Source organism: Clostridium kluyveri DSM 555 (genome assembly GCF_000016505.1).
Classification (GTDB): Bacteria; Bacillota; Clostridia; order Clostridiales; family Clostridiaceae; genus Clostridium_B; species Clostridium_B kluyveri.
On record NC_009706.1, the window covers coordinates 3,351,809 to 3,378,125 of the forward strand.

A 26,317-nucleotide genomic window follows, 5' to 3' on the forward strand; every position below is an offset into this window, starting at 1 on the left:
TCAATTTCTAACCTCCCCTGCACTTAGGACATTCCACCCATTCATTGTTTTGTCTCACCACTCCTTTACCTCCACAAACAGGGCAACACCCTTGATTTACAACCTTGTAAGATGGCGGTTTAGGAGCATTCTTTTCTTTCTTGGAAGTTCCACATTCCTCACTTTTTCCTTCCACAAGCCAATTTTTTAAAATTTTCTCCATGTAGCTTAAAATAAATTTATTTTTGTTCTTGACCATAATCTGCATTGCTTCTTTGCACCAGTCATAGCCATAAGTGTTTATAAATATCTTTAAAGCTGCCAAGTGTGCAGTTATATTTTCACCTGGTTTCAGAACTTCCCAATATTTACAAAGTTCTAAAGCGTTATTATCGAGAGAGAGATCTTTTTTCTCTCTTCTCTCTCTCTTATTATCTAGATCTAGATCTTCTTCTCTCTCTCTCTCTCTTATAGCGTGACTGTCACGTGACATTTCGTGACTATCTTGTGACATCACAATTTCCTCTCCTTCTGTCACGTTTTCTTCACTGTTTTTTGGCTCTTCCAGTAACTCCTGCTGTTTTTCTTTTTCCCTTTGCCTTCGTTTTCTAAGTCTATTTCCTTCTCTGATTTTATCCATACTTTCCACATTTTGATGTTTGTCCCAATTAGTTATTTTTAAATCGTTGTTTTCGGACCTTTGAATCATTCCGAATTTTTTCAAAGTATCCAAGGCAAGTCTTACAGTATTAAGAGGTCTATTAAAGATTGCCGATAACATCTCATCAGTGTAGGGTATATCCTCTGTAAGGAATATATACCCTCCTGCATTTGTCTTGCCTGCCTGTACTAAAAGACGCATCCAAATGTAAAATATAGTGTCACGTTCAGGCATTGCATCTATTAATTTAATTTTTTCATCATCAAACATTGTTGTTGTTATCTTGATCCACTTAATTTCTGCCATAATCTCACCTTTTCTACTAAAATAAATTTATCTCTAACCCTATTGGACATATTGGAATTTTAAGCAGTCTGCCAGATCGGTACCGGCAGTCCTGCTTTGCAATCCCTAAAGTATTCTAAACTTCCATATCTTCAGCAAATGGTGTGCCTTCATATATATCCTTATTATCTGATTCAACAAAATCATCATTCTTGTTGTCTTCATCCTTTGTGTTCAAAAGCATTGAGCATGCTTTTCTCATAGCAGGATCTTTTCCATTTTGAGCTAACCATTTTATATAATCTGGTGCAATCTTCATTATCTGGCCTAAAGTCTTACCTTTGTGTTTTCCGAATCTAACCTGAATATTAACTACTTCATCGGCTTTCATATTTTCAATATTTTCTCTTTCCTGGAACTGAGCCATATCTTCAATATCTTGAGTGAATATTTCCGAAAGACTTGCAACGGTCAAAGTTGCATCTACCTGAGCTCTTTTCTTTGCCATCTTTAAAATGGTATTTGCCTGACTGCATATATCGTCATTTTCAACTTTATATTTCGTATGTCCGTAGTTATCCACTTTACTTTTAACCGCATCTTTATCTATTCCCATAGGTAAATCATCTTCCTTTACCCATCTCCACCTATATTTATCTTCCTTGGAATTACAGCTCCCGACTCCCTCAGTTATTTTCTGACCATTTTTTCTTAAGATGCACTTTATGGTATATGCAAATATTCCTTTATCATAATCCTCTATTTTTTCAATTATGTTATATTCACTCGTCAATCCCATAAGCATAAGTATTTTTTCTGCACCTGGTTTGAGGAGGGTGGGTTTTGTAACCCCTCCTATCTCCCCATAGTCATGTCCGTTCTTTAATGTTTTTTGTATTATTGATTGGAACTGTGCTATCTTTCCTAGCGTATTCCTTACTTCCCCAATTTCCATGCTGTCCAGTAGATTTAAAGCATGGTCCTGTCTTACCATCATTGTACTTTCCATAATAAAATCTCCCTTCTATCTAATTCTTAAACTTGTACCCTGCTTTATCTCTACACCATCTATCTTTATATCCTGCTTAAGAGCTTCTAATATAGCCTTTTTATCGAGCTTATAAGGTTGAGGTACTTTATATTGTTCTGGAACAACATCTTCATTTATTACATTCACACTAGGAGCATTTTTTTGAATCGCCAATGTAAACAATATGCCTTTTATCTTCTTCTTGCCTGTTGACTGCATTTGCTCATAAATATAGGTTTTTAAACCTTTCACTCTGTTTTCTACAACTCTTTTCCTCTCCTGAAGCCTTTCAATCTCCTTTTTAATTCCGTCCGCATCTGAATTCATGGAACTTATAACCTTGGCCACATTTTCTGCTTTGGTATCAAATTCCTCCCCTATATTATCAAGAGCTTTTTTTATTTCCTCATTGGGCAGCTCTGGATTATCCAAGAGCACCTGAATATTTTTATATCTTTCACTTATCTCATATAGCTTTGACATTATCTATTTAACCTCCATTTCCTTTAAAAAATTATCTATAAGTCTGTTTTGAATTTCTGCTACATCTCTAAAACCTTTGTAATATCCTCTTTTATAGTCATCATCATTCTTACTGACATCTTCTGCATAGGATTTAATATGAATACTATTGTCGTTCCTGATACTCTTTAAAAATCCTATAAGCATATATTTGTCGGTGGCATCTTTATCATAAATTTCTAATTCTTCAGGATACAATTTCTCCAATTTCTACCCCTCCACAACTATTTACTTTTTCTATAGAAGCAATAAATCCTACTCACATAAATTACACTGCTACATAATATATAAAGAAATCGCTTATCATGCTCTCCTCTAATATTTGATTTTTCCCCCATTCTGCGATAGAATGGGGATAAGTTTAATTACTTTTGGACCCTCTGCAAAGGGTTCGTTTTTATTTTTGTGGCATTTCAAGTACTGGTTTATAGGTGATTTGTCTATTGCCTTGAAAACTTGCTGATATAAATGGTTTAGTATCTTTTCCTTCTGTACAATGTAAAATTTGATTCTGTATATCATCTAATATTTCGATAGCCCTTTCTTTAGATTCATATTCCCCTAGAATGTCATAGTCATCTGATACATCACCCATGTATAAGACCTGATTAATAATTCTAAACTTGCCTTGGTTTTTACATATATTAAGTCTTTTAGGTTCTACCAAACTCATTCTATCCTGTGCTCTTATCCACATCTCCTATCCCTCCACAAATATTTTTACTTCCTCAACTGTCAGTGCATCAATATCTTTAAAAGTCTCCCCAGATGCCGGATCATAAAGTTCTCCGTTATTATCCAGTTTACACTCTCTAAGTTTCTTTACTGTAAGTGCATCCATGTTATTCACCTTCTTTCAAAAGCTCTGGATTAGAATAAATGTTGCCTATAACTTCAAATGTTGTATTTGTGAAACCATTAAGTTTTATAAAATCCCTATGATATCCCCAAATAACTCCAAAACAACATTCTTGATATTCTACCACTTCATTTCCACTTGCAATAATATCTCCTTTTATATGCCAGTTTTCAATTTCAATATGAAGAATATCTCCTTCATAAATCTCTACACCATTCTTATCCTTTAATCCTGTATATTGCATTAATTTATAATCTGCTCCACCATTCCATTCACAATCATCTATCTTTTCATAAAAGCATATTGAATCGTCGCCATTATCCTTATCAAATTTCAATTCTTCCCAATTAATAATTCTTCTTGCCTGTTCATCCCATGCACGAAACTTAATTTCTCTTCGCATCTGCTATGCCTCCTAACTCTTCTTAATCTCTAACTGCTTGTACACATCCTCCTGACACTTAACCTTTTCCACGCAAATTTCCGCAAGTTGAATACCTTCTCTTAAAAGCTCCCTAAGCCTCTTGTTTCCCCTCTGCAGCTTTACAAACTCCTTATCTCGCATTTAATCCCCTTCTTTCTAATCCATCATGTCAAAATGCAATACATGATATCCTTTTTCACTTAAAGCTTTTGAAAATTCATCCCTTATTCTAGTTCTGTTATTTGCTTGTCCACCGCCAGTATTGATCATGTATCCTTCACCAATCCATTTAGTTTTACTTCTACAATAAAGGCCTGCTTTCTCTATAGCTTCGAGTACTTTTCTTTCCTGCCATCTCTTTAATATCAAAAATGTACTATCAAAATTGCAGGTACCGCCATCATCATTTGTTCTAACTTCTAACGCCTTTGAATAAGCTTCTTTCAAATCCTCTGTTAACTGTTCGTATCTGTTCATTCTTCTCTCCTTTCAAATAACATTTGCCAAGAATATAATTACAGGTATTAGAACAACTATAGTTAATTGATTCTCTGTGTCATCTTCTCTTTTAAATCTGATTGTGTGATATATAGCTAGTGCAATAACTGCCATAAGGCTATAAACTCCTAATACTTGAACTCCTAGCTGTGTCATACTTTCCCTTCTCCCCCTCCATCATTTTTCTCATTTCTGCATTTACAAGCTCGTCCATTTCTTGACTAGCCTCTAAAGTTCTAATATCTGATAAGTCATATAAATCCATACATTCATGTAACTTATCTCTAGCAGCTTCTATGGTCATGACTGCACCTGCTTTCCAAACGCTATACCCCATCTAGGAGCTTTATGTCTTTTAATCTCAACTCCATTTTCAATCAGGATATTTTTTAAAGTTGTTGGAGCACAGTCTACACTTAAAGCTGCCCTATTTAAAGATCCATATTTGTTGTATAGTTCAATGGCTCTATTTACATCTATTGCCTTTGCTCTACGCATCTACTCTGTTCCTCCTCTCTTTTTCCCTATCTAATACCACTCACAATCCTTAGTAATGTGCAACCATACACCATCATTCAATGTAACTTTCAGATGCTTTTCATTCATCCTAGATATCTTTACCGGTTTATGCTTATCTGGGAATTCCCATGCATTATAAAACTTTTCACAGAACTTTTTGAAAAGCTCCTTGTCAGCATTACTTAATTTGTTAAATCCTTTTACTTCGGTAGCATTAAACATTTACTTTCCTCCTTTTCCTCCTGTATGGTCGTTCCATACTCTCCAATTCCTCGGAATATTCATCTAAAGGTAAACTTTCTAAAGAATTGGTGTAGTAATCAATGTTTTCATGAGGGTAATATAGTTCTTGAATAATAGTTTGAGCCAACTCTCTACGTGTTACCTGTGCTCCTGAAAATACACCTATTTTAATTTTTACTGAGTTGGTCATTTATATTGCCTTCTCACCCAGAGTTGCTCGATTAGCTTCCTGAACTTCCCTGAGCAAAGCTCCTTGTAATGTAATGGCATTTATATATTTCAATGCTGAGCTATAATCTTTCCTTAAAATATTGTGATATACTGTAACATTTAAATAATCTTTTAAGGTTCTCCAGATATAGCTGTAAACTTTTTTCCTTATAGATGTATTCATATAAGCACTGCTTTCATCTCCATAGCATAAAGCTTTAACTCTCTTGTTAACTAATTTTTGAATTGTTTTAGCCTGTCCATCACTTATATTCATTGTCAAAGCCAAACTCTCAACTTTAATATCAAGTTCATTAATTTTTTCTTCATGTTGTTCTATAACCTGATACTGGAGCCTTAATTGTTCCATTGGTGAAAGCTGCTTTTGTTCCTTACCTCTAAAATAACTATTTACTAATTCCCTTTGAACCTTCCATGCTAAATCATCTGTAAAAGACTTTACTAACATAAGATATCCACTTTCTGTTATTAGAGTTAATCCTCTGTTTGGAATTTCTAAAGTACGAATTTCGTCCTTTTCAGATGTGGTTACTATAAAGTAATCTACCCCATTTATAAATCTCTCTGTTTTCCTATCATCCTCATATTTATTTTCATTGAAGTTTCTTTTAGCAGTACCTTCAATTCTTTCATGCAGCATATCAATATCTTTAAAAGTTACTACTCTTTGTCCTTTAAATTCTTTAACTGATAAATCCTTATTTTGGATTTTTACTAAATTACTCAATATTTGTTCTCTCCTTTCTACTTATTTCAGATTCTTCTTTGCCCAAAGTTCTAAGGACTGTACCTTTTCAGAAAACTCTATCAAACCTTTAACTATATTTATAAAATCCTGTTTTTCATTTTTATCAACAGCTCCATCCTGCAAAATTTCCATTAGCCTCTCTACAAAAGTTTCTGGATTTTTTGATAAAACCGATAGTTGAATTGCAAGACAAGATATTTCTTTAAGTTCTACATTAGGAGCGATACACTTTCCTATAGGACACTCATTATTGCAGTAATGGTACATAAGTTCTGGAGCATTATAGGTATCTGCCATTCTTACAACCATGTCTACTGGTATCTGTTTACACAAATCATTTTCATAATTTGCCATTGAACGATCGCTTACTCCAAACATTTTTCCTGCACCCTCTCTACTTTTAAGCCTGTCATTATATTCTGCTGCTCTTAATCGTGCTCTCATATAGACATTGTTAGTGTTTTCCATTTTCATATATCTCACCTCTTTTCTCTAATGAAAATTCATATTGTTGTGAAGAAGATACCGTCAAGTTACACACTATAGATGCTTCTCTTATGGTAAAATTTTAGTAGCAAAAACTTTGAAAATTTCATAGCATATATTGAGGATGTGTTTGCTTTTGATTGAAAGTGAAATTTTAAAATAGGCATTTCGGCCTATAATCTTTTGCTTTCAATTCTTTGCATTAACACATCTAGTCCTCTGGCTCCTGAACCTTCCTCTTTAAATAATTTTTCAAGGACTATTAATGTTGCTCTTGCTTGACTTTCGTGAAGTTGTCGCATTGCTTCTGGATCATCCAATGGCCAATTAGCTATAACTTTTATTGCCATGCCCATACCCCTTTTACTTACTTTTTACTATAGTATTCAGATTGAAGCTGTATTGCTACACAACCTCCTTTGTTCCTTCTGAATTTATATTAAAAGACTTTATTTCTGTATCTTTTATTAGTTCAGATGGTGTTGTATTTAATGCTTCCGCAATCTTATATAATGTCGGCATTGATGGATTAGCTTTATTGTTTTCAATTTTTGATATAGTAGCAAGTTCAACCCCTACTTTTTCAGCTAATGAAGTTGCTGTCATGCCAAGGCTTTTGCGGTATTCTCTAATTTTGGTTCCAAGCATTTTGATTGCCTCCTTCCAATCTATAGTTATATTATATTAGATTTAATCTAATATATCAATAAAAAAATTAGAAATAATCTAATATTTTTATAAAGTTTTATTTATGTTATGATCATATATATTGAATTAAATCTAAGGTGGTATACATTATGATTGATATAGGTAACAGAGTTATCAAATTACGAAAATTACATAAAATATCTCAAAATAAATTAGCTATTAGTTTAAATGTAGCTGCTGCCACAATAAATAAAATTGAAAAAGGTACTGCAAAACCATCAATTGATTTACTAATAAAAATATGTGAGTTTTTCTCTATAACTCTTTCTGAATTCTTTAACAATGGCAACAATTCAGAACCTGTTATACTTAATCCTCAGCTTAAAGAACTATTGGATAATGCTAAAGATTTAACCCCCGAACAGCTTGAATTACTTTCAAAATTCATAAAATCTATAAAATAAACTGAAAGGATATGATATAAATGTCTTCTGCCGAAAAACTATTGCAACAAATACTTGATTCTCAAAATAAAACTAATGAACGTCTTGATAAACTTGAAGCTCAAACATCTGAAAACACCCAAATACTTAAAGCTCTTGAACATAAAGTTGACATTGTAAAAGCCGAGCAAGAAAACATGAAGCATAATTTAGCCAATATTTCCGGCGACATACAATCAATAAAAAAAGATGTTAATATACTATCAAAAGATGTAGCTTTCATTGAAACTGCAACTGGTAAAAACATAATGGATATAGCCTACCTTAAATCTGCCAAATAGATCGAGCTATATCTTTAATATTCAGATCGAAGTTAAGTGGTTACTGCTTGTTCTAATTTTGCTAATTACACTACTTCTTTTTGTTTTTCAGCCTGTATTGGTTTATTTATACACTTTTCGTGTAGTTGGCTTTTAAAAAAAATTTCATCTACATTTACATTAAACTTTTTTTTCACCTTTTTAATAAAATTGAAGCTTGGATTTCTCTCCCCTGATTCAATTTTAATGTAAAAAGATGATGATATTCCTAGAGCTAATGCCATATCTTTCTGGCTCATATTTAAAGATTCTCTGAATTCTATTAAGTTTGAATTCATAATAAATATAAACCTCCTTTCGTTTAATACACGTTATGTGTTGTTTGTATTTTTATATTATCACACGATATGTGTTGAGTCAATATTTTTTACACTTTTTGTGTGAAATATTTTAAATAACACAATATGTGTTAAAATATAATTATGAGGTGATTATATGTTTGGAGAAAAATTAAAAAAACTAAGAATGGATAAGAACATGACCCAACAGGAGCTTGCAAAAATTTTAAAAATTTCTTCAAGCACTATTGGGATGTATGAACAGAATCGAAGATCGCCAGATATAGAAACACTGAAATTAATAGCTGACTATTTTCAATGCTCTACTGATTATTTACTAGGAAAAAATGATATTGAAAATATGAATCGCTTATCTTTACTAAGAAAAAGCCATAATATGAGTCAAGCTGAATTGGCTGAAAAACTTGGTGTAACTCAACAAACCATAAGTAAATATGAAAATGGTAGTCGTGAACCTGATACAGAAACATTAAAATTACTATCATCTATATTTAATGTTTCTATAGACTACTTATTGGGTGCAACAAATATACGAAATCATGATACTACATATATAACACCCAAAGAACATGAAGATATAGAAGAAGTTGTGGAAGAACTAAGAGAACGATTACTAAATACAGAAAATTTTAAGATAGAAGGTGAGCCTACCACCAAAGAAGATATTGAAACAATTTTAGATTCTGTTAAAGTAGGTATAGAAATGGCTAAGATTAAAAAACGTAGAAATCAAGAATAAATAAAAATTCTCATTCTAAAATAGTTTGAGAATTTTTTTTATAGAATTTTCCGGGTCTTTCAGGAAATAAAGTTTAATTTTATTAACTTTTATTTTTTGTAAAATATAGCAGGAAAATCGAATATATTGTAGAACTTATACATTAAAACGTTTTAAGGAGGTATATGGAAAATGAAATCTTTAAAAGAAAAGCTATTAAAGAAAAGTATGAAAATGGTGGGTTCATTATCTTTGTTTTTTGCAGCAATGGTTCTAGTTTCAACATCTCTAATAGGTGGTCACCAACCAAAGTGTCCTGATGATTTGTTAAAGTAGTATTTACTTGAATTCTTTATAAATGTTGTAGTTAAAAATTTCATAGAAAACACAAAAACAGTGATTTTTAGTCTACAACATTTATAAAAAATTAATTTTAGGAACAAGGGAGGTATTATATGTCCATTATAATAAGAGAAATAGTATAAGATACTATAGAAGCATTACTTCTTTTAATGGTTTTTGAATCATTATATAATGAAAAAAAATTCATACTACAGAATAAAATTAAAACAGTCTTATTTTTTATATTATATATTTCTGTAACTTCTTGGTGTTCATTCCATATTCTAATACCCTATCATACACTGTTACTTGTAGCACTTAACATTTTATTGCTTGCCTGTATTACAAAAATAAAAATTTTTCATTCTATGGTTATAGTTTCTTTATTTGTTACAATAATTTTGATTACAGAAACTTTTATTCAGCTTATTGAAATGCTTATATTTAACATAAATTTAAATCAAATCTTTTTGAATTCCAAGTATTTTAATATTTTTATAATAGTATCTAAAATATCGCAAATACTTATTGCGGTATTAACCTTTAAGTTTAACTCATATTTTACTAAACTTAAATTATTTGAAAAAGAAGGATCTATCTTCGCTAATTTAATAATAGAATTAGGTGTGTTTACTCTTTTTATAGTTTGTATTAACTATGGTATTTTTCATATAAAAAATGTTCAAACCTATAACATTATTATTTTTATTATTTACTTTATATTTTTGATAGCAAAATTCAGAAGCTTAAAAGAAAAGCAACTAGCTGTAAATATAAATATCAATTATAAAATTCAAGAACAGCAAATTAAAAATATGGAGGAAATAATAAGTATAATCAGACAAGAAAAGCACGATTTTGCCAATCATATAAATGTTATACAAGGGCTATGTTTATTAAACAAGCCTGATACTGTCGAAAAAATAGATAGTTATGTACGAAAAATTTCAGGCACAATACATGCCTCTTTTAGGTATTTGAACACAGGGAATGATTACATAGACGGTATGTTATCCATAAAAAACAACTATGCAGTAAAAAACAATATTAATTTTGAAGTTATAATTGATGAACCTTTCAGCTCAATAAAAATTAGAGAAGATGAATTAATAAGTATTATGAGCAATCTTATAGACAATGCATTTGAAGCATTCACTAAATCAGATGTGAGAAATAAGGAAATATCCATTACCACCTTTAAGGAAGACAGAAACTTTTGTATCGAGATAGCTGATAATGGAGATGTTATCCCTGGAAATATAATAGAAAAAATTTTCAATAGAGGTTTTTCTACAAAAGTTAAACAAAATGATCTTCATGGATTCGGACTGTATATTACTAAACAATTAGTTGAGAAAAATAATGGGACTATATCTGTAGAAAGTATTACAGAAAAAACTAAATTTTTGATAAAGTTTAGAATGGATTAAATAGATAAAGCTCTTACATAGAAAAGTAACTAAAATATGGTATAATATTAATTAAGAGAATAAAAATGTTTTTTAGTTGGCCATCTCCCAGTGTTTTATCTCTCACAAAAGAGGTCGTTGCGGTTAATAGACAACAGAGGAGGTGGCAGTGTGGGTGGATATATTGTTATTGCAGCTATGGTATGCGTTACCATAATTGGCATAGTAGGTATTTTTGCTATGCTTGCATACTTAAAAGAAAAAGCTATTCTTAAATATAAGAACAGCTCTAAAGTTGGCGATAATGAAATTTCAATTACCGTTGACGATAACAAAGATAAAAACTCAAAAAACTAAAATGCACCCTGCGAATAAGTGCATTTTAGTTAATAATTAAAAACCTTATAAAACATAAACCGTAACGGCTTCTTTTAAATATATTATACCACAATTAGATTAATTTTAAACTTATTTAATTATAAAAATAATCTATCGGATTTTATTGCTAAAATGAGGTGTATTTTTATGATAGCAGCCATATACTCTCGTAAATCCAAATTCTCTGAAAAAGGAGAATCCGTTGAAAATCAAATTGAAATGTGCAAAGAGTATCTTAGAAGAAACTACAGCAAAGTTGAAGATATAAGAATATATGAAGATGAAGGATTCAGTGGAGGAAATATAAATAGACCCGAATTTAAAAAACTTTTAATTGATGCTAAAAAAAATAAATTCAATGTTCTCATATGCTACAGGCTTGATAGAATCTCCCGTAATGTCGCTGACTTTTCCAATACCATTGAGGAACTTCAGAAGCACAATATAGACTTTGTGAGCATAAAGGAACAGTTTGACACTAGTTCTCCAATGGGACGTGCCATGATGAATATAGCTGCCGTATTCGCTCAGTTGGAAAGGGAGACCATAGCAGAACGTATAAAGGACAACATGCTTGAGCTTGCAAAAACCGGTCGGTGGCTTGGAGGCACTCCTCCATTAGGCTATAAATCGGAGGCAGTAGAATACTCTAATCAATATGGTAAAGATAAAAAAATGTTCAAGTTGAGCATAGTTCCTGAAGAAATAGAAACGGTAAAATTAATCTATAAATTATACTTAGAGAAAAGGGGTTTTGCGTCAGTAGCTACCCATATGTGTAAGAATAAATACAAGGGTAAAAATGGCGGGGAATTTTCAAGAGCTACAGTAGAACAAATTATAATCAATCCAGTATACTGTATAAGTGATGAAAATATATTTAAATGGTTTAAGGAACAGGATACTACGACATATGGTGTTCCAGACGGAATGCATGGACTAATGGTATATAATAAAAGAAAAGAAAGTGGTAAAAAACCAAATTCCATAGACCAATGGATCGTTTCAATAGGCAGGCATGAAGGAATTATACCCTCTGATATGTGGATAAAATGCCAAGATATATTAAGAGAAAACAAGGCAAAAACCTCTCCTCGTTCTGGGACAGGCAACAAATTTCTTCTATCCGGTATGGTAGTATGCGGTGAATGTGGTTCTGGAATGGCTTCATGGTCCCATTATAATCAAAAAAGAAACTTTATGGAGAGATATTACAGGTGCAACCTTAAGAACAGAGCCAGCAACAGATGCAGTAATAAAATGCTTAACGCATATAAGGCGGAGGAATATATAGAAAATTACCTGCTTGGATTAGATATAGGAAGCTTAATCTCAACGTATAACGAAAAAGATAAACCTAAAGCAGATAAAGATTCTATAGTAAAAAAGCTTTCCAAATTAAAAAAACAGGTTGATGATAATAACAAAATAATTAAAGGTTTGGTAAGAAAACTAGCCTTAGAAGAAAACATTGAATTAATCCAAACATTAAAAGAAGAAATAGGCGATACAAAAATAGAAAACAATGAGTTGCAAAAGCAAATAACAGAACTAACAAATTCTATAGAAGATTATGAAGTCAAAGAGGACTTTGTAAAAATGATAGAGGAGGCTTTAGTGAACTTTAAGAAGTTCTATAAATTAGTAGATGTAGACAGCAAAAGAATATTAATAAAATCTTTAGTTAAAAACATTATATGGCATGGGGAAAATGAAACCTTAGAAATAAATCCATTAATAAGTAATAAATCGACCCCTCAGGGTATTGTAAGAAGGCGTAACTACTAGTGTTGTGCCTTCTTGTGTTTTTGTAGTGGTTGCATCTGCGCCCTGTCCTGTTGTAAGTTCTATATCTATACCTTGTTCTTTAAAAAACCCCTGATTTATTGCCACATACATAGGTGCATAAAAGGTAGATCTGGCTACCTCATTCAATTTTATAGTAACTGTGGAATTACTATTTTCTTTACTTTGACTGCACCCAGTAAAAGCAGCCGTTATAAATATAAGACACAATAAAATAGAACCAAGATACAGTTTTTTCTTTATCATATATCCTCCAACACAATTTTAATATTAATTCATAATATGTAGGTTATTATAATTATGTTAAAATAATTTTTTACAAGCAATTATTGTATTTTAGTTGATTTTAACAAAAATATGTACTATAATAGGATTATACAAATAATAATTATTTATTAATAATAAATAGGGGGTAAATAGTATGAATGCTTTAGAAATTAAAAAAGATATTTATTGGGTGGGAGCATTAGATCCAGATCTCCGAATATTTGATATAATAATGAACACTCCTTATGGAACTACTTATAATTCTTATGTTATAAAAGGAAGCGAAAAAACTGCTGTATTTGAAACTGCCAAAGAAAGATTTTTTGATGAATTTCTAGAAAGATTGAACTCTGCAAATGTAGATATAAAAAATATAGATTACATAGTAGTAGATCACACAGAACCGGATCATTCAGGCTCTATAGCAAAATTACTAGATCTTTCACCTAACGCAAAACTTGTAGGTTCTGCTGCTGCTATTAGATTTATGAAAGCCATATCAAATAAAAAATTTGATTCCATTGTGGTAAAAGATGGAGATACTTTGGACCTTGGAAATAAAACCCTGCAGTTTATTTCTGCACCATTTCTTCACTGGCCTGACTCCATATATACTTATGTTCCAGAAGATAATATATTAATTACCTGTGATTCTTTTGGAGCACACTATTGTAGTTCAAAGGTATTTAACGATTTAAATACGGATGAAACAGGTTATATGGATGCTTTAAAGTATTATTTTGATGGCATAATGGGTCCTTTTAAACCCTATGTACTTGAAGCAATTGATAAAATTAAAGATTTAAAGATTGATATCATATGTCCGGGTCATGGTCCTGTTTTAAGAAAAGATCCTTTAAGAATAGTAAATTTATATAAGCAGTGGAGTACACCTGCAAAGCCAGGTAGTAAAAAATATATAGTAATACCTTATGTATCTGCTTATGGATACACTGAATCTCTGGCAAACAGAATAATTGAAGGAATAAGGGCTTATGGAGATTTTGAAATAAAATCTTATAATGTAATTTATAGTGATATGAATGAAATACTTGAAAATATTGGAAAAGCAAATGGAATACTCTTTGGTTCTCCAACTATTAACGGGGATGCTTTAAAGCCAATCCTTGACATATTGATTTCTTTAAACCCTATAGTACATGGCGGTAAAGTAGCTGCTGCCTTTGGCTCTTATGGCTGGAGCGGTGAAGCTGTAAAAAATATTGAAGCCAGGTTACAGCAGTTAAAGATGAATTTATTAACTCCTGGACTTAGAATAAACTTCAAACCATCTGAAGATGAGTTAAATTCTGCTTATGAATTTGGAAAAAGTTTTGCTGAAAAAGTTTCTAAAAATTCAAGTGAAGTATCGGAGACTCCACCAGCCAAATCTACAAAGAAATGGAAATGTACTGTCTGCGGTTTCGTAGCTGAAGGTGATACTCCTCCTGCAAACTGCCCTGTATGTCATGTGGATGCAAGTAAATTTGTGGAAGTATAATATATATCAATTAAGAACTGTATGTGTGTACAGTTCTTAATTGATTAAACACTATGGAACTTTAGAATATTTCAAAAATCCATCCTTTATTTCCATTTTTACCATTCTTATTTCACAAAAATATTCAATATAAAGCCTCAGTACCTTATCTACCATTATATATTTAAGAGTATTATTGACACAAATATTAAAGCTCTCTATGGCATTTTTAATGATATGTTCCATTGTCATGGTACCCTCTATAATATTATATAGCCTTGCTGCTATATTTCTATATAAATTTATATTATCCTCTATAAGTTTTGTAATGTCTTGATAAATACCTTTATGTGCTACTATGTATTTTTCACATTTCAAATTATAAAGACTTGCCTTGCTTTTTAAGTCTTCACTCAAATTATATGTATAGGGCATTTTAGCATTTTTAATAACTTCATGACTTATTAGAGCATCACCTAAATATGCCACATTATCAGGGGTCACAATACATATATGACCAGGACTATGTCCTGCTGTATGAATAATTCCAAATTTGATACCACATAACTCTACACAATGCTGCTCTTCTCCGATTATAATATCTGTTTCACAAACCATATATTCCAAATGATCTCTAATATCATATGTAGTATAGGTATTATATTGGTTATTATAATAAAATTTTAGATTACTTTCCGAATTACAGATAAAGGCTTCACACTCTGACATGGCAATAATACAATCATATTTTTTTTTAAGATACATATTATTTCCTGCATGATCTGCATGAGCATGGCTGCATATTATTCCCACAGGTTGAAGGTCATTTGAGTCCAGAACATTCTGTATTTTTTCCCTATCTATCTTATTAAACCCTGAATCCAACATAATAATTCTTTTATTGTCAATTTTATAAAAGGGTATGTTAGTTTTCCCCATATCAATATAAAATGTATTTCCCTTTATTTTTTTTAGTAACATATAACATATTTAGCAACCTATTTCAAATGCAAAGTTACTAAATCCTCCCCTCCCTTCATTGGATTATATGAAGAGTGAAGAAAAATTTTTCTTCACTCTTATCATTAAAAGCTACACATTCAAATATATTATTTATTAGTATTTTCTGCAAGCACTGCTTTTGGAACAATTTTTTCTTTGCAACTTTCTAATTCAACTTCATTTTCTATGGATTTAAAAGCCACGGATAACATAAGTTTTAATCTATTTAACTGGTTCACTTCACTTGCTCCCGGATCATAGTCTATTGCTGCAATATTACTGCCTGGATATATTCTTTTCAGTTCTTTTATCATACCTTTGCCCGTTACATGATTAGGTAGACACGCAAAAGGCTGCATACATACAATATTTTTAGTGCCACTTTTTATAAGCTCTATCATTTCTGCAGTTAAGAACCATCCTTCTCCAGTCTGGTTTCCAATAGACAATATTCTTGAGGCATCCTCTGCCAACTTCCTAATATCAGAAGTTTCACTAAACCGCTGGCTATTTTTTAATGCAGCTTTCATATGTCTTCTAAAATATTCAATAAACTTTATAGCACCATCTTTTATAATTTTATTAAAGTAACTTCCAGACAGATACTTATATTTAAATCCGGCATCGTAGGCACAGTACAAGAAAAAATCCATTAAATCAGGAACTACCACTTCTACTCCTTCACTTTCTAAAATATCCACAATATTATTATTGGCCGTAGGATGAAATTTCACCAATATTTCTCCTACTACCCCTACCCGTGGCTTAACTATAGATTTTATTTCTAAATTGTCAAAATCCTCCACTATATTATAAATATTTTCTTTAAATTCCCTGTGATTTCCATTTACTACATTCTTTTTACATTCTTTTACCCATTCTTCATATAAGAGATTTGCAGAACCTTTTATTTTTTCATAAGGCCTTACTCTATATAAAACTCTCATAAAAAGATCTCCATATAGAAGTGCCATCATGGATTTATTCACAAGTCCCGCAGTAATTTTAAACCCGGGATTTTTCTCTAAGCCAGCCACATTTAAAGATATAACTGGTATTTTCTCCATGCCTGCTTCCTTTAAAGCTTTCCTCAAAAATCCTATATAATTTGTAGCTCTGCATCCTCCCCCCGTTTGAGACATTATAACAGACGTATTTTCCATGTCATATTTACCTGATTTTAAAGCTTCTATCAACTGTCCTGTTACTATTATGGAAGGATAACATGCATCATTATTTACGTACCTTAGGCCTTCCTCTACAGCTTTTTTATCTACAGAAGGTAATATCTCCAAATTATAACCAGACTCTTTAAATGCCTCCTGTAAAAATTGAAAATGTATTGGTGACATCTGAGGACATAATATGGTATGAGTTTTTTTCATTTCTTTTGTAAAAACTACCTTTTTATAGTCCTCCTGAACCTTATGAGGCTTAAAGGCATACTTCTCTCTTTCTTCAATAGCAGCCTTTAGAGAACGTATTCTTATTTTAACCGCCCCTAAATTACTTCCCTCGTCAATTTTTAATACTGTATATATTTTTTCATATTTATTAAGTATTTCTTGAACCTGATCTGTAGTGACTGCGTCTAAACCACATCCAAAAGAATTCAACTGTATCAATTCTAAATTTTCCTGAGTTGCCACAAAACTTGCTGCAGCATAAAGCCTGGAATGATACACCCATTGATCCACTACCCTAAGTGGCCTATCTACCACTCCTAAATGAGCCACAGAGTCTTCTGTCAATACTGCCATATCATAGGAAGTTATTATATTTGATATTCCATGGTTTATTTCAGGATCCACATGGTAGGGTCTTCCTGCAAGCACTATACCCTTTTTCCCCGTATCTTTAAGATACTTTATTGTCTCTTCTCCTTTTGTTCTTATGTCCTCTTTCATCTTTTTCTGTTCTTCAAAAGCTTTTTCCAGGGCACTTGATATTTCTTTCCTAGATATATTAAATTCTTGTAATTCATCTCTAAGTCTTTTTGCAAGTCTTGTCTTATTATCCAGAGGCAAGAAAGGATTCTTAAAATTGATATTTTTCTCTCTTATTACATCCATGTTATTTTTTATAACCTCAGGATAAGAAGTTACCATAGGACAATTATAATTATTATCTGCTCCCTGCTGTTCTTTTTGCTCATAAGGTATACAAGGATAAAATATAAAATCTATCTTCCTGTCTACCAAATCCATTATATGTCCATGAACTATTTTTGCAGGATAACAAGCTGACTCAGAAGGTATTGTTTCTATGCCCATTTCATAAATATGTTTTGAAGAACGGGAAGACAATTCCACCCTGAAACCAAGCTCTGTAAAGAAGGTAAACCAAAATGGATAATTCTCATATAAATTTAAAACCCTAGGTATACCCACTTGTCCTCTTTTAGCTTCACTTTTTTTAATAGGAACATAGTCAAATGCCCTATGATACCTGTAATCAAAAAGATTTGGCGCCTTTAAGATATTATTCTCTAAGCCAGCACCTCTTTCGCATCTGTTTCCTGATATAAATTCCTTTCCATCTGAAAACTTATTTATAGTAAGAAGACAATTATTTGAACATTTACCACACCTTCTCATATTTACTTCTGTAGTAAAATTATTTAATTCTTTTTCATTTAACAAAGTACTTGTATGAACTCCATCATACCTTTCTTTTGCAATGAGTGCAGCTCCAAAGGCTCCCATAAGACCTGCTATGTCAGGTCTCACTGCTTCCCTCTCAGATATTATTTCAAAAGCCCTCAATATGGCATCATTATAGAAAGTTCCCCCTTGAACTATTATTTTTTCTCCTAAATTCTTAGGATTTGTTATTTTTATCACTTTAAATAAAGCATTTTTTATAACTGAATAGGAAAGTCCTGCGGATATATCTCCTACAGAAGCTCCTTCCTTCTGTGCTTGTTTAACTCTGGAATTCATGAACACAGTACATCTAGAACCTAAATCTACTGGTTTTTTAGAATCTTGTGCAGAAACTGCAAAATCCTTCACATTCATATTCAATGATTTAGCAAAAGTTTCTATAAAGGATCCACATCCCGATGAGCAAGCTTCATTTAACATTATACTATCGATTATTCCATTTTTGACTTTAAGACATTTCATATCCTGTCCACCAATATCCAATATAAATTCCACTCCAGGCTGAAAGAATTCTGCGGCCTTATAATGAGCAACAGTTTCCACCTCTCCTATATCTATAGATAGTGCAGCTTTGGTAAGGCTTTCCCCATAGCCTGTAACTGCAGAATTTACTATATTGGCACCTTTAGGCAACTTTTTATATAAATCTTTTAATATATTCAGGGCAGATTTTAATGGATTTCCATTATTACTTCCATAAAAAGAATATAATAAATTGCCCATTTCATCTATAAGAGATGCTTTAGTAGTGGTAGATCCCACATCTATTCCTAAATAACAATCTCCTCTGAAACTTTCTAAATCTTTTCTTTTTATTTTACTTTTGTCATGCCTTGCCTTAAACTGGCTAAATTCTTCTTTATCTTTAAAAAGAGGCCTTAGTATCTGAATTTCATCTTTTAAGGATTTATTTAAATCCGGTAATCTATCTATTAAATTCTTAAAAGAAATAATTTCTTCATTCTTTGAAGATAGGGCAGCTCCCATTGCCACAAAAATCTGAGAATTTTTAGGAAAAATCACCTCACTTTCACTGAGCTTTAAAGTTTCTATAAATCTCTTTCTAAGCTCCGATAGAAAATATAAAGGTCCTCCCAAAAAAGCAACATTTCCTTTTATAGATTTACCACAAGCAAGTCCACTTATAGTCTGATTTACTACAGATTGAAATATAGATACTGCAATGTCTTCTTTTTTTGCTCCTTCATTTAAAAGAGGTTGAATATCGGTTTTGGCAAATACTCCACATCTGGCAGCTATAGGATAAATAACTTTATACTCCTTAGCCAATTCATTTAACCCTTTTGCATCTGTTTCAAGAAGAGATGCCATCTGATCGATAAATGCTCCTGTACCACCTGCACAAGTCCCATTCATTCTCTGATCAATTCCTCCGTCAAAAAAAGTTATCTTGGCATCTTCACCTCCAAGTTCTATAGCTACATCAGTATCCGGAATAAATTTTTCTATGGTATTAGTACATGCTACTACTTCCTGAATAAATGGTATATCAAGCCACTTGGATACAGATAATCCTCCAGAACCCGTAACCATGACAGTTATATTAGCATCTTTTAACTTTTCATAGGCATCTTTGATAACCTTAGCTATAGTACTTTTTATATCAGAAAAGTGTCTTTGATATTTACTATAGATTATACTGTCCTTTATATCTGAAACAACTATCTTTACCGTAGTGGAGCCTACATCTAAACCTACACGAAATAAATTTTTCATACTTAATCACCTTTTAAAATTAATAATTTAAACTGAATTTATAATCTTTAAAATACCAGGTATTTAAAAATACCTTAATTTGGAATAACCTATTCTTGGATGTTAATATTCTCATTATGTACTATATAGTCCTAATGAAAAAAAATAACCCTATTCTTGTATACGGTTAAATTATCAATACTAATACTCTGATTTATGTAATAAAAAATACTTTCATTTATATTATAACATATGTGCGTATATGTGCAATTCCAATATATCCTAATGATCATATTTGAGATAACGCTGTAAAGTTCATAATATGCCAGAAGACCTTTAACACTATATTATATCTATTCATATACTGAATTATATATTAATTTTTAACTAAACTTAAAATTATAAACTCTATAAGCTGTAATTACAGCTGATGTAAGGAGATGATATTTTGGACAAATTAACCCTTAACAATATCTATATGAACTATCATTCATTGAAAAATTCAACTAAAGCATTAGAAGATATAAGCTTTACTATAGAAAAAGGAGAATTTTTAAGTATAGTAGGCCCCTCCGGATGTGGTAAAACTACACTTTTAAATATAATAGCCGGTCTTATAAAACCCTCTTCTGGAGAAATATATATAGACAATGAAAAAATAACTTCATTTTCTCATAAAATGGGCTATATGTTTCAAAAAGACCAATTATTTGAATGGCTAAATATTTGGAATAATATATTGATTGGTATTAAAATACAGCGTAAATCCATAAATGCCTATAAGACTAAATTAGAAACTTTATTGAAAAACTATGGATTGTGGGATTTTAGATATCATTATCCTCAGGAATTATCCGGAGGTATGAGGCAGAAAGTAGCTCTAATAAGAACCCTTGCCCTTGACCCTGAAGTATTGCTTCTTGATGAGCCTTTTTCTTCTTTAGATTATCAAACTCGATTAAATATAAGTGATGAAATATTTAAAATAATAAAGAATGAAGGTAAAACTGCCATAATGGTAACTCATGATATCTCAGAGGCTGTATCCATGTCAAACAGAATTATAGTCTTATCTAAAAGACCGGCTAGAATAAAAAAAATATTCAATATAGTCTTTAAAGAACACCATGATTCTCCTTTAAAATCCAGAGAAGATCCAGAATTTAGAATTTACTTTAACCACATATGGAAGGAGTTGAACTATTAATGGTGGACGACAGACAAGAACATGAACTCTATATAAAAAACATAAATAGAAGAAAGAAAAAAATTACACTATGCCGAATAATAATTTTAATAGCTTTTTTTGTTTTATGGGAAATTGCAGGAGATTTGGGATGGATAGATCCTTTTTTAACCAGCACTCCCTCTAGAATGTACAAAAATCTTATAGCCCTTTATCTTGAAGGAACTTTATTTACACATATTGGAATTACCTGTTTTGAAACAATATTAGGCTTTTTATTAAGTACCGCTCTTGGAACTTTAATTGCTATAATTCTTTGGTGGTCTGAATTTATTTCAGATATATTGGATCCATATATAGTAGTATTAAATGCTCTTCCAAAAGTTGCTCTGGCTCCTATAATAATATTTTGGGTAGGTAACGGAATTTCTGCTATTATTTTAGTTACAGTATTAATTTCCATAATTGTAACTATATTAACCGTATTAAATGGTTTTAAAGAAGTAGATAAGGACAAAATCACCCTTCTTAAAACTTTTGGTTCTTCAAAACTTCAGATCTTAACCAATCTTATAATACCTTCTTCAGTTCCTACTCTAATCTCCTCATTAAAAATAAATGTAGGACTCTCCTGGGTAGGAGTAATAATGGGAGAATTTCTGGTGGCAAAGGAAGGTTTGGGGTTCTTAATAATATATGGTGGACAAATATCTCAACTGGATACAGTCATGGTCAGCATAATTATACTTTCAATATTAGCTTATGCCATGTATGCATCTATATCCTTTGCTGAAAAAAAACTTAGAAAATTAATATTTCATTAGTGCAAAATTGAAGTTTTAAAGAGAGCCCATAACTCTCTTTAAAACTTATATACCCCATAATTTTTTTACTTTCCTCCATACTGCGAACTTCATAAAATCATTGGTATATTTTTTTAAAAAATGGATATAAATTTACTAAAGGACTATATAATTCCATATGAGACTTTTATTTCATTAAACTTAAGGAGGATTAAAATGAATTACTTTCAAAAGGCCAATGAATATTATAATACCAAAAACTATAAAAAAGCTATTGACCTGTATGAAAAGGCCATACAGATAAAGGATAATGAAGCATCTTCTCTATATAACTCTGCAGTATGTTTTATAAAATTAAAAAAATATGAAAAAGCTATAGAACTGTTAAATTCCGCTATAAAATTAAGGAAAGAGAGCAAATATTTTTTTAATCTGGGATACTGTTATGTAATGTTACATAATACCAAAAAAGCCCTTATATACTTTAATAACGCCTGGTGTCTCAATAATGATGATACAGATTGTGAAAAAGCCATAAATACCATATTAAAAAATTACATAACAAAAACCAAATGAAACTAACTTATAATAAAAGAGTGGTTTGATCTACCACTCTCCTGCTATTTGCGAATCTCTATGATCAAGTTGAAATCTTTTGCTATTAAAGTAATCTCCTCCCTTATAAAAAGTTGTATCTACATTTATCCATTGATTACCTTCTGGAATATAAACCTGATTCCAAGCATGGCTCACCCAATTTATGCCATTAAATCCTTCCCCCGTTATAAGCCTCACTTTCATATTATTAGCTCTTGCCATAGCTACATAAAGACAAGCATAGTCAAAACAAATTCCCTTTTTAGAAGAAAAAGTAGGAATTGCCCCAGATTGTACATCAAAATCATTACTTAATACTTTAGTTGCTTTTTCATGATCATAACTTATATTGGTACCTATCCAATTATAAAGTATTTCTGACCTTTCAGTAGTATTGCTTCCTTCTGTACCAAGGGCTTTAGCAAAAGTATTAATTTCCTGATTAGATTTTATGCCTTCTTCTATGGTAACGCCATTATAGTATATAATACTACCTTCGTCATTTTTAAATCTACTTAAATCATTTACATTCTGTGTATCTTTTGAATTCGATTGTTTTATTACTATTTTAAAAGAATTGTTAATTATATTAGGCAGCTGCTTTGCAATATTAGAGTTAGTCACCGGGATTATTATTTCCCTGCATATAGAGTTGTAGGGTCTTGAACTTTCTAGGTATGTATTTAATTTGGAATTTATATTAAACATAGAAATTATATTTAATATAAAGGAAATTAAAAGTACATAACATATTGATCGAGGTAATTGAAAAATCATCCCCAGTATCCTTTTAAAAATATTACTTTTGAATTTCAAAAATCCGTCTATACTATCAATCAAAGGATATAGGGTTAAATAATTCATTAAATTTAATAGAAGTTTTATAATTCTGTAAACTATAAATATAAATACAGGAATTACAATTGCATATACCAAAAAACTATTATTCTCAAAATAGTTTCCAATATATTCAGGCAAAATATTGTATAAGTTATAGCTGTGCTGTATAAATATCTTTCGCCAGAAATATATTCCGGTTATCAAAGCTATTATAAAAGAAATATTTCTATTTACATCGTCTATATCCAATTTTAAATCCTTAGAAGAAAACTTAAATAAAAAACCTTTTATAAGAGGATATAAAAATACCAATCCTATCAATATAGTTACGGGACTCGTGTTCAATAAAATCACCTTGTATAATGAACATATAGTAAAAATTCATTATACTTTTCCTTTCTTAGAGATTTTTACTATAATTATCATAAGACGCTGTGGATTAGTTTTATCACCTATAGCTGGACTATTTTAATTGAGGATCTAACCACTGTCTTATGCTTATCTGTTAATTAGTTAGATAACGCATGACGTTTTATATATAGCAAGGATACATTTGCATGAGATTTGTGGAACATAGCGTATAATACTATAAAGGAGTTGTTCTTATGATTTATATTGGTATAGATATAGCAAAAAACAAACATGATTGCTGTATTATAGATTCAGATGGTGTTGTTTATAATGATTCTTTACGTATATCCAATTCCCGTCAAGGCTTTGAATTACTTTATTCTTCAATACTTTCCATTCTGCCTGACAAGGATATTTCCAACGTAAAAATAGGACTTGAATCAACAGGTCATTACAGCACCAATCTCCAAAACTTTTTGTATGCTAAAGGCTTCAAGCTCTCCATTCTCAACCCTTTAGCTACAAATCTCTTCCGTAAAGCCCAGTCTCTTAGAAAAACTAAGACTGATAAAACGGATGCATTGGTTATTGCTAAAATGCTCTTTTCTGATGATACAAAATCCTATTCTCCTGTATCATACCAGATTCAAGAGCTAAAGTCATTAACCAGGCATAGATATCGCTTAATTGGATATAGGTCTAAGTTGAAAACATCTGTCAATAGATTGGTAGATATTATGTTCCCCGAGCTGCCCGATCTTTTTTGGTCAATTCATCAATCTTCTTCCTATGCCCTTTTATCCATACTTCCAAGCCCAAAAGATATAGCTGCCTGCCACCTGACCAAGCTAACAAACATACTAAATACAGCTTCCAAGGGCAAGTATGGAAAAGATAAAGCTATTTCTCTAAAGGAGTCTGCTGCAAATTCTATTGGCACTAACTCAAGGTCTCTAAGTTTTGAACTCAAGCAAACCATTAGGTTAATACAGTCAGTACAACACGAGATTGATTCCTTAGAGCTTCTCATAAAAGAAATCGTTGTTGAGATCAATTCCCCACTTATTAGTATTCCAGGAATTTCATATACCCTGGCTGCTATAATATTGGCAGAAATCGGCGATGTTAAAAGATTCACCACTCCCTGTAAACTCCTGGCCTTTGCCGGATTAGATCCCTCCACCTATCAATCTGGAAAGTACACTGCATCCCATACACCCATGGTCAAACGGGGTTCTGCCTACCTTAGATGGGCCATACTTATGGCTGGGAGAACTGTTTCAATGAGAGATGCCACTTTCTCTGCATATTTGTCGAAGAAACGCTCTGAAGGCAAGCACTATTATGTTGCCATGAGCCATGTTGCTAAAAAATTGATACGTATAATATTTCATCTTCTAAAGACCAATGCAACTTTTGCTCCACAAATATAAACTTATCCATAAAAATTAATATTTTTCAAAAAGCAATTTTCCATTGCTCTTTTTGTCATGCTTTCTTTTTTCAATTAAATAACTATAAAAATCTTTTGATTTTTAACTTGACTTCATATAGTTAGTCTCTAAACATCAAAAATTTCAAATTCACACTAAATTCCTATACATAAAAATTAAGTTATTTTTGTAAGATTGCAAAAGACCTAATTTACTAAATTCTATATTAATTCTTTTAAAACGCTTCTTATATTTTCCCATAAATATCCTCTTCTTAAAAGATATGTCCCTAATTTTTTATATATTTTCATTGGGTCATCTTCAGATTTTATTATTATATCATATCTTTTCTTTGCAATATTATATAATTCATCTCTATTGTCTTCTTGAATATTATTTTTTTCCTCGCTGCAATTATGCTCTTTTATAATTTTTTTTAGTATATACCTTGCCAGATCAAAGTCATATCCATTTTTTACCATATAATTACCCAGTTTATTATATACCTTATTTATATTATTTTCACTTTTAATAATAAGATAATATTTCCTCTTTGCCATGTCAAAGGCAATTTTTTCTTCTAAAGAATTATCTATACTGCATAATTTTTCATCTATAATACTTTCTTTTATCCCTTTTTCAATTAAAGAATATTTAATTTTATTTCTTCCCTGAGAATGAATCTTCTGATTTACATACATTTCTGCAAATTTATTATCATCTATAAAATTATATTCTTTTAAAAATCTTATACACTCTTTAACTACACCCTCATCAAAATTTTTAATTAATTTATCATACATTTGCTTTTCTGTTTTATATGACTTTTCTATTATATAAAGGGCACTACGCTTACACCTTATGTAATTATCCTTATAAATTATATCTTTTAAATAATCTACGTCCAGCATTTTACCTTTACATATGTTATGTTTATAAACAAGTTCTGCACTACAGGAAAAAGCAAACTCTTCATTTAAATATATATTAACCCTTTTATTGTTTCTCTTTTGTATCTCAACTTTAGTCACTACATATTCATTCAAAAAAGAATACCTCCTTATAGTA

The 26,317-nt window shown here is 31.1% G+C and carries 36 protein-coding genes; 12 read left to right on the forward strand and 24 right to left on the reverse strand.

Translation table 11 applies throughout. The features are described 5' to 3' along the window. Positions 1 to 7: 7 nt before the first annotated feature. The 18 genes from CKL_RS16040 to CKL_RS16105 form a co-directional block, all read right to left on the reverse strand. Positions 8 to 946 carry a phage replisome organizer N-terminal domain-containing protein gene (locus tag CKL_RS16040; RefSeq protein WP_012103631.1) on the reverse strand — a complete coding sequence of 313 codons (939 nt, stop codon included), beginning with the start codon at positions 944 to 946 and terminating at the stop codon, positions 8 to 10. 115 nt (positions 947 to 1,061) lie between these two features. Further along, positions 1,062 to 1,934, reverse strand: coding sequence for an exodeoxyribonuclease X C-terminal domain-containing protein (locus tag CKL_RS16045; RefSeq protein WP_012103632.1), 873 nt, complete (start codon positions 1,932 to 1,934; stop codon positions 1,062 to 1,064). Between the two features lie 15 nt (positions 1,935 to 1,949). Then, the gene (locus CKL_RS16050; RefSeq protein WP_012103633.1) at positions 1,950 to 2,438 is read right to left on the reverse strand and encodes a siphovirus Gp157 family protein; all 489 of its coding nucleotides are present in this window, start codon (positions 2,436 to 2,438) and stop codon (positions 1,950 to 1,952) included. 3 nt (positions 2,439 to 2,441) lie between these two features. Further along, positions 2,442 to 2,684, reverse strand: a complete 243-nt coding sequence (locus tag CKL_RS16055; protein WP_012103634.1) for a hypothetical protein — start codon at positions 2,682 to 2,684, stop codon at positions 2,442 to 2,444. Between the two features lie 190 nt (positions 2,685 to 2,874). Then, on the reverse strand, positions 2,875 to 3,174 hold the full coding sequence (locus CKL_RS16060; protein WP_012103635.1) for a hypothetical protein: 300 nt from the start codon (positions 3,172 to 3,174) through the stop codon (positions 2,875 to 2,877). Positions 3,175 to 3,177: 3 nt separating this feature from the next. Continuing rightward, entirely contained in the window at positions 3,178 to 3,318 is a 141-nt protein-coding gene (locus tag CKL_RS21005; RefSeq protein WP_012103636.1) for a hypothetical protein, read from the reverse strand. A gap of 1 nt (position 3,319) precedes the next feature. Beyond that, a complete protein-coding gene (locus CKL_RS16065) occupies positions 3,320 to 3,739 on the reverse strand; it encodes a YopX family protein (RefSeq protein WP_012103637.1) in 420 nt (139 codons plus the stop codon). 12 nt (positions 3,740 to 3,751) lie between these two features. Further along, a complete protein-coding gene (locus CKL_RS21010) occupies positions 3,752 to 3,901 on the reverse strand; it encodes a hypothetical protein (RefSeq protein WP_012103638.1) in 150 nt (49 codons plus the stop codon). Between the two features lie 15 nt (positions 3,902 to 3,916). Beyond that, positions 3,917 to 4,237: a hypothetical protein gene (locus tag CKL_RS16070; protein ID WP_012103639.1), complete on the reverse strand. Its 321-nt coding sequence runs from the start codon at positions 4,235 to 4,237 to the stop codon at positions 3,917 to 3,919. A 12-nt stretch (positions 4,238 to 4,249) separates the two neighbouring features. Next, complete coding sequence (locus tag CKL_RS21015; RefSeq protein WP_012102296.1) at positions 4,250 to 4,414, reverse strand: hypothetical protein; 165 nt, start codon at positions 4,412 to 4,414, stop codon at positions 4,250 to 4,252. Further along, positions 4,377 to 4,562 carry an aspartyl-phosphate phosphatase Spo0E family protein gene (locus CKL_RS16075; RefSeq protein ID WP_012103640.1) on the reverse strand — a complete coding sequence of 62 codons (186 nt, stop codon included), beginning with the start codon at positions 4,560 to 4,562 and terminating at the stop codon, positions 4,377 to 4,379. The genes CKL_RS21015 and CKL_RS16075 overlap by 38 nt, the downstream gene beginning before the upstream one ends. Next, the gene (locus tag CKL_RS16080; RefSeq protein WP_012103641.1) at positions 4,559 to 4,756 is read right to left on the reverse strand and encodes a hypothetical protein; all 198 of its coding nucleotides are present in this window, start codon (positions 4,754 to 4,756) and stop codon (positions 4,559 to 4,561) included. The genes CKL_RS16075 and CKL_RS16080 overlap by 4 nt, the downstream gene beginning before the upstream one ends. A gap of 30 nt (positions 4,757 to 4,786) precedes the next feature. Next, positions 4,787 to 4,999 carry a hypothetical protein gene (locus CKL_RS16085; protein WP_012103642.1) on the reverse strand — a complete coding sequence of 71 codons (213 nt, stop codon included), beginning with the start codon at positions 4,997 to 4,999 and terminating at the stop codon, positions 4,787 to 4,789. Next, positions 4,992 to 5,210, reverse strand: coding sequence for a hypothetical protein (locus CKL_RS16090; protein WP_012103643.1), 219 nt, complete (start codon positions 5,208 to 5,210; stop codon positions 4,992 to 4,994). The genes CKL_RS16085 and CKL_RS16090 overlap by 8 nt, the downstream gene beginning before the upstream one ends. Beyond that, a complete protein-coding gene (locus CKL_RS16095; RefSeq protein WP_012103644.1) occupies positions 5,211 to 5,978 on the reverse strand; it encodes an ORF6C domain-containing protein in 768 nt (255 codons plus the stop codon). 21 nt (positions 5,979 to 5,999) lie between these two features. After that, positions 6,000 to 6,473: a hypothetical protein gene (locus tag CKL_RS16100; protein ID WP_012103645.1), complete on the reverse strand. Its 474-nt coding sequence runs from the start codon at positions 6,471 to 6,473 to the stop codon at positions 6,000 to 6,002. Between the two features lie 185 nt (positions 6,474 to 6,658). Then, positions 6,659 to 6,841, reverse strand: a complete 183-nt coding sequence (locus tag CKL_RS20480) for a hypothetical protein (protein WP_148204860.1) — start codon at positions 6,839 to 6,841, stop codon at positions 6,659 to 6,661. A 49-nt stretch (positions 6,842 to 6,890) separates the two neighbouring features. Beyond that, entirely contained in the window at positions 6,891 to 7,133 is a 243-nt protein-coding gene (locus tag CKL_RS16105) for a helix-turn-helix domain-containing protein (RefSeq protein ID WP_012103647.1), read from the reverse strand. A gap of 149 nt (positions 7,134 to 7,282) precedes the next feature. Here CKL_RS16105 and CKL_RS16110 point away from each other — a divergent pair, with 149 nt between their 5' ends. Both CKL_RS16110 and CKL_RS16115 read left to right on the forward strand, forming a co-directional pair. Beyond that, complete coding sequence (locus tag CKL_RS16110; RefSeq protein ID WP_012103648.1) at positions 7,283 to 7,597, forward strand: helix-turn-helix domain-containing protein; 315 nt, start codon at positions 7,283 to 7,285, stop codon at positions 7,595 to 7,597. A gap of 20 nt (positions 7,598 to 7,617) precedes the next feature. Further along, entirely contained in the window at positions 7,618 to 7,917 is a 300-nt protein-coding gene (locus CKL_RS16115) for a hypothetical protein (RefSeq protein WP_012103649.1), read from the forward strand. A 65-nt stretch (positions 7,918 to 7,982) separates the two neighbouring features. Here the strand turns inward: CKL_RS16115 and CKL_RS16120 are convergent, their stop codons facing one another. Next, a complete protein-coding gene (locus tag CKL_RS16120; protein ID WP_012103650.1) occupies positions 7,983 to 8,234 on the reverse strand; it encodes a helix-turn-helix transcriptional regulator in 252 nt (83 codons plus the stop codon). Positions 8,235 to 8,391: 157 nt separating this feature from the next. Here CKL_RS16120 and CKL_RS16125 point away from each other — a divergent pair, with 157 nt between their 5' ends. The 5 genes from CKL_RS16125 to CKL_RS16140 all read left to right on the forward strand — a co-directional run bounded on the left by CKL_RS16125 (position 8,392) and on the right by CKL_RS16140 (position 12,890). Further along, on the forward strand, positions 8,392 to 8,994 hold the full coding sequence (locus CKL_RS16125; RefSeq protein WP_012103651.1) for a helix-turn-helix domain-containing protein: 603 nt from the start codon (positions 8,392 to 8,394) through the stop codon (positions 8,992 to 8,994). 171 nt (positions 8,995 to 9,165) lie between these two features. Beyond that, entirely contained in the window at positions 9,166 to 9,309 is a 144-nt protein-coding gene (locus CKL_RS20050; RefSeq protein ID WP_081428001.1) for a cyclic lactone autoinducer peptide, read from the forward strand. A 176-nt stretch (positions 9,310 to 9,485) separates the two neighbouring features. Then, positions 9,486 to 10,745 carry a sensor histidine kinase gene (locus tag CKL_RS16130; protein ID WP_012103652.1) on the forward strand — a complete coding sequence of 420 codons (1,260 nt, stop codon included), beginning with the start codon at positions 9,486 to 9,488 and terminating at the stop codon, positions 10,743 to 10,745. A 150-nt stretch (positions 10,746 to 10,895) separates the two neighbouring features. Further along, the gene (locus tag CKL_RS16135) at positions 10,896 to 11,081 is read left to right on the forward strand and encodes a hypothetical protein (RefSeq protein WP_012102358.1); all 186 of its coding nucleotides are present in this window, start codon (positions 10,896 to 10,898) and stop codon (positions 11,079 to 11,081) included. Between the two features lie 168 nt (positions 11,082 to 11,249). Then, positions 11,250 to 12,890 carry a recombinase family protein gene (locus tag CKL_RS16140; protein ID WP_012103654.1) on the forward strand — a complete coding sequence of 547 codons (1,641 nt, stop codon included), beginning with the start codon at positions 11,250 to 11,252 and terminating at the stop codon, positions 12,888 to 12,890. Here CKL_RS16140 and CKL_RS16145 read toward each other — a convergent pair. Further along, positions 12,837 to 13,154, reverse strand: a complete 318-nt coding sequence (locus tag CKL_RS16145; protein WP_041700859.1) for an ABC transporter substrate-binding protein — start codon at positions 13,152 to 13,154, stop codon at positions 12,837 to 12,839. The two genes, CKL_RS16140 and CKL_RS16145, sit on opposite strands and share 54 nt — an antisense overlap. Before the next feature lie 175 nt (positions 13,155 to 13,329). Here CKL_RS16145 and CKL_RS16150 point away from each other — a divergent pair, with 175 nt between their 5' ends. Then, a complete protein-coding gene (locus CKL_RS16150) occupies positions 13,330 to 14,676 on the forward strand; it encodes an oxygen-binding di-iron domain-containing protein (RefSeq protein ID WP_012103655.1) in 1,347 nt (448 codons plus the stop codon). Between the two features lie 51 nt (positions 14,677 to 14,727). Here CKL_RS16150 and CKL_RS16155 read toward each other — a convergent pair whose 3' ends face one another. After that, entirely contained in the window at positions 14,728 to 15,636 is a 909-nt protein-coding gene (locus CKL_RS16155) for an MBL fold metallo-hydrolase (protein ID WP_012103656.1), read from the reverse strand. A gap of 128 nt (positions 15,637 to 15,764) precedes the next feature. Continuing rightward, complete coding sequence (locus CKL_RS16160) at positions 15,765 to 20,060, reverse strand: 2-hydroxyacyl-CoA dehydratase (RefSeq protein ID WP_012103657.1); 4,296 nt, start codon at positions 20,058 to 20,060, stop codon at positions 15,765 to 15,767. 427 nt (positions 20,061 to 20,487) lie between these two features. Here CKL_RS16160 and CKL_RS16165 point away from each other — a divergent pair, with 427 nt between their 5' ends. The 3 genes from CKL_RS16165 to CKL_RS16175 all read left to right on the forward strand — a co-directional run bounded on the left by CKL_RS16165 (position 20,488) and on the right by CKL_RS16175 (position 22,604). Continuing rightward, a complete protein-coding gene (locus CKL_RS16165; protein ID WP_012103658.1) occupies positions 20,488 to 21,246 on the forward strand; it encodes an ABC transporter ATP-binding protein in 759 nt (252 codons plus the stop codon). Further along, complete coding sequence (locus CKL_RS16170; RefSeq protein WP_012103659.1) at positions 21,246 to 22,049, forward strand: ABC transporter permease; 804 nt, start codon at positions 21,246 to 21,248, stop codon at positions 22,047 to 22,049. Before CKL_RS16165 ends, CKL_RS16170 begins: the two co-directional genes overlap by 1 nt. A 195-nt stretch (positions 22,050 to 22,244) precedes the next feature. Then, positions 22,245 to 22,604 carry a tetratricopeptide repeat protein gene (locus CKL_RS16175; RefSeq protein ID WP_012103660.1) on the forward strand — a complete coding sequence of 120 codons (360 nt, stop codon included), beginning with the start codon at positions 22,245 to 22,247 and terminating at the stop codon, positions 22,602 to 22,604. Between the two features lie 30 nt (positions 22,605 to 22,634). Here CKL_RS16175 and CKL_RS16180 read toward each other — a convergent pair whose 3' ends face one another. Beyond that, complete coding sequence (locus CKL_RS16180) at positions 22,635 to 23,810, reverse strand: transglutaminase domain-containing protein (RefSeq protein ID WP_012103661.1); 1,176 nt, start codon at positions 23,808 to 23,810, stop codon at positions 22,635 to 22,637. 260 nt (positions 23,811 to 24,070) lie between these two features. On the opposite strand from CKL_RS16180, the gene CKL_RS16185 reads away from it, so the two are divergent. Beyond that, complete coding sequence (locus CKL_RS16185) at positions 24,071 to 25,249, forward strand: IS110 family RNA-guided transposase (protein ID WP_012103314.1); 1,179 nt, start codon at positions 24,071 to 24,073, stop codon at positions 25,247 to 25,249. A gap of 221 nt (positions 25,250 to 25,470) precedes the next feature. Here CKL_RS16185 and recX read toward each other — a convergent pair whose 3' ends face one another. Beyond that, entirely contained in the window at positions 25,471 to 26,295 is an 825-nt protein-coding gene (gene recX, locus CKL_RS16190) for a recombination regulator RecX (RefSeq protein WP_012103662.1), read from the reverse strand. Between the last annotated feature and the right edge of the window lie 22 nt (positions 26,296 to 26,317).

Bases quoted from the DNA above. Each gene is read 5' to 3' on its own strand.
- CKL_RS16130 (WP_012103652.1), top strand. From the start codon at position 9,486: ATGGTTTTTGAATCATTATATAATGAAAAAAAATTCATACTACAGAAT.
- CKL_RS16090 (WP_012103643.1), bottom strand. From the start codon at position 5,210: ATGACCAACTCAGTAAAAATTAAAATAGGTGTATTTTCAGGAGCACAG.
- CKL_RS16185 (WP_012103314.1), top strand. From the start codon at position 24,071: ATGATTTATATTGGTATAGATATAGCAAAAAACAAACATGATTGCTGT.
- CKL_RS16085 (WP_012103642.1), bottom strand. From the start codon at position 4,999: ATGTTTAATGCTACCGAAGTAAAAGGATTTAACAAATTAAGTAATGCT.
- CKL_RS20050 (WP_081428001.1), top strand. From the start codon at position 9,166: ATGAAATCTTTAAAAGAAAAGCTATTAAAGAAAAGTATGAAAATGGTG.
- CKL_RS16155 (WP_012103656.1), bottom strand. From the start codon at position 15,636: ATGTTACTAAAAAAAATAAAGGGAAATACATTTTATATTGATATGGGG.
- CKL_RS16105 (WP_012103647.1), bottom strand. From the start codon at position 7,133: ATGCTTGGAACCAAAATTAGAGAATACCGCAAAAGCCTTGGCATGACA.
- CKL_RS16140 (WP_012103654.1), top strand. From the start codon at position 11,250: ATGATAGCAGCCATATACTCTCGTAAATCCAAATTCTCTGAAAAAGGA.
- CKL_RS16120 (WP_012103650.1), bottom strand. From the start codon at position 8,234: ATGAATTCAAACTTAATAGAATTCAGAGAATCTTTAAATATGAGCCAG.
- CKL_RS21010 (WP_012103638.1), bottom strand. From the start codon at position 3,901: ATGCGAGATAAGGAGTTTGTAAAGCTGCAGAGGGGAAACAAGAGGCTT.
- CKL_RS16070 (WP_012103639.1), bottom strand. From the start codon at position 4,237: ATGAACAGATACGAACAGTTAACAGAGGATTTGAAAGAAGCTTATTCA.
- CKL_RS16125 (WP_012103651.1), top strand. From the start codon at position 8,392: ATGTTTGGAGAAAAATTAAAAAAACTAAGAATGGATAAGAACATGACC.
- CKL_RS16045 (WP_012103632.1), bottom strand. From the start codon at position 1,934: ATGGAAAGTACAATGATGGTAAGACAGGACCATGCTTTAAATCTACTG.
- CKL_RS16175 (WP_012103660.1), top strand. From the start codon at position 22,245: ATGAATTACTTTCAAAAGGCCAATGAATATTATAATACCAAAAACTAT.
- CKL_RS16115 (WP_012103649.1), top strand. From the start codon at position 7,618: ATGTCTTCTGCCGAAAAACTATTGCAACAAATACTTGATTCTCAAAAT.
- CKL_RS16170 (WP_012103659.1), top strand. From the start codon at position 21,246: ATGGTGGACGACAGACAAGAACATGAACTCTATATAAAAAACATAAAT.
- CKL_RS16100 (WP_012103645.1), bottom strand. From the start codon at position 6,473: ATGAAAATGGAAAACACTAACAATGTCTATATGAGAGCACGATTAAGA.
- CKL_RS16065 (WP_012103637.1), bottom strand. From the start codon at position 3,739: ATGCGAAGAGAAATTAAGTTTCGTGCATGGGATGAACAGGCAAGAAGA.
- CKL_RS16145 (WP_041700859.1), bottom strand. From the start codon at position 13,154: ATGATAAAGAAAAAACTGTATCTTGGTTCTATTTTATTGTGTCTTATA.
- CKL_RS21005 (WP_012103636.1), bottom strand. From the start codon at position 3,318: ATGGATGCACTTACAGTAAAGAAACTTAGAGAGTGTAAACTGGATAAT.
- CKL_RS16040 (WP_012103631.1), bottom strand. From the start codon at position 946: ATGGCAGAAATTAAGTGGATCAAGATAACAACAACAATGTTTGATGAT.
- CKL_RS16080 (WP_012103641.1), bottom strand. From the start codon at position 4,756: ATGCGTAGAGCAAAGGCAATAGATGTAAATAGAGCCATTGAACTATAC.
- CKL_RS20480 (WP_148204860.1), bottom strand. From the start codon at position 6,841: ATGGGCATGGCAATAAAAGTTATAGCTAATTGGCCATTGGATGATCCA.
- CKL_RS16150 (WP_012103655.1), top strand. From the start codon at position 13,330: ATGAATGCTTTAGAAATTAAAAAAGATATTTATTGGGTGGGAGCATTA.
- CKL_RS16160 (WP_012103657.1), bottom strand. From the start codon at position 20,060: ATGAAAAATTTATTTCGTGTAGGTTTAGATGTAGGCTCCACTACGGTA.
- CKL_RS16050 (WP_012103633.1), bottom strand. From the start codon at position 2,438: ATGTCAAAGCTATATGAGATAAGTGAAAGATATAAAAATATTCAGGTG.
- CKL_RS16110 (WP_012103648.1), top strand. From the start codon at position 7,283: ATGATTGATATAGGTAACAGAGTTATCAAATTACGAAAATTACATAAA.
- CKL_RS16060 (WP_012103635.1), bottom strand. From the start codon at position 3,174: ATGTGGATAAGAGCACAGGATAGAATGAGTTTGGTAGAACCTAAAAGA.
- CKL_RS21015 (WP_012102296.1), bottom strand. From the start codon at position 4,414: ATGACACAGCTAGGAGTTCAAGTATTAGGAGTTTATAGCCTTATGGCA.
- CKL_RS16075 (WP_012103640.1), bottom strand. From the start codon at position 4,562: ATGACCATAGAAGCTGCTAGAGATAAGTTACATGAATGTATGGATTTA.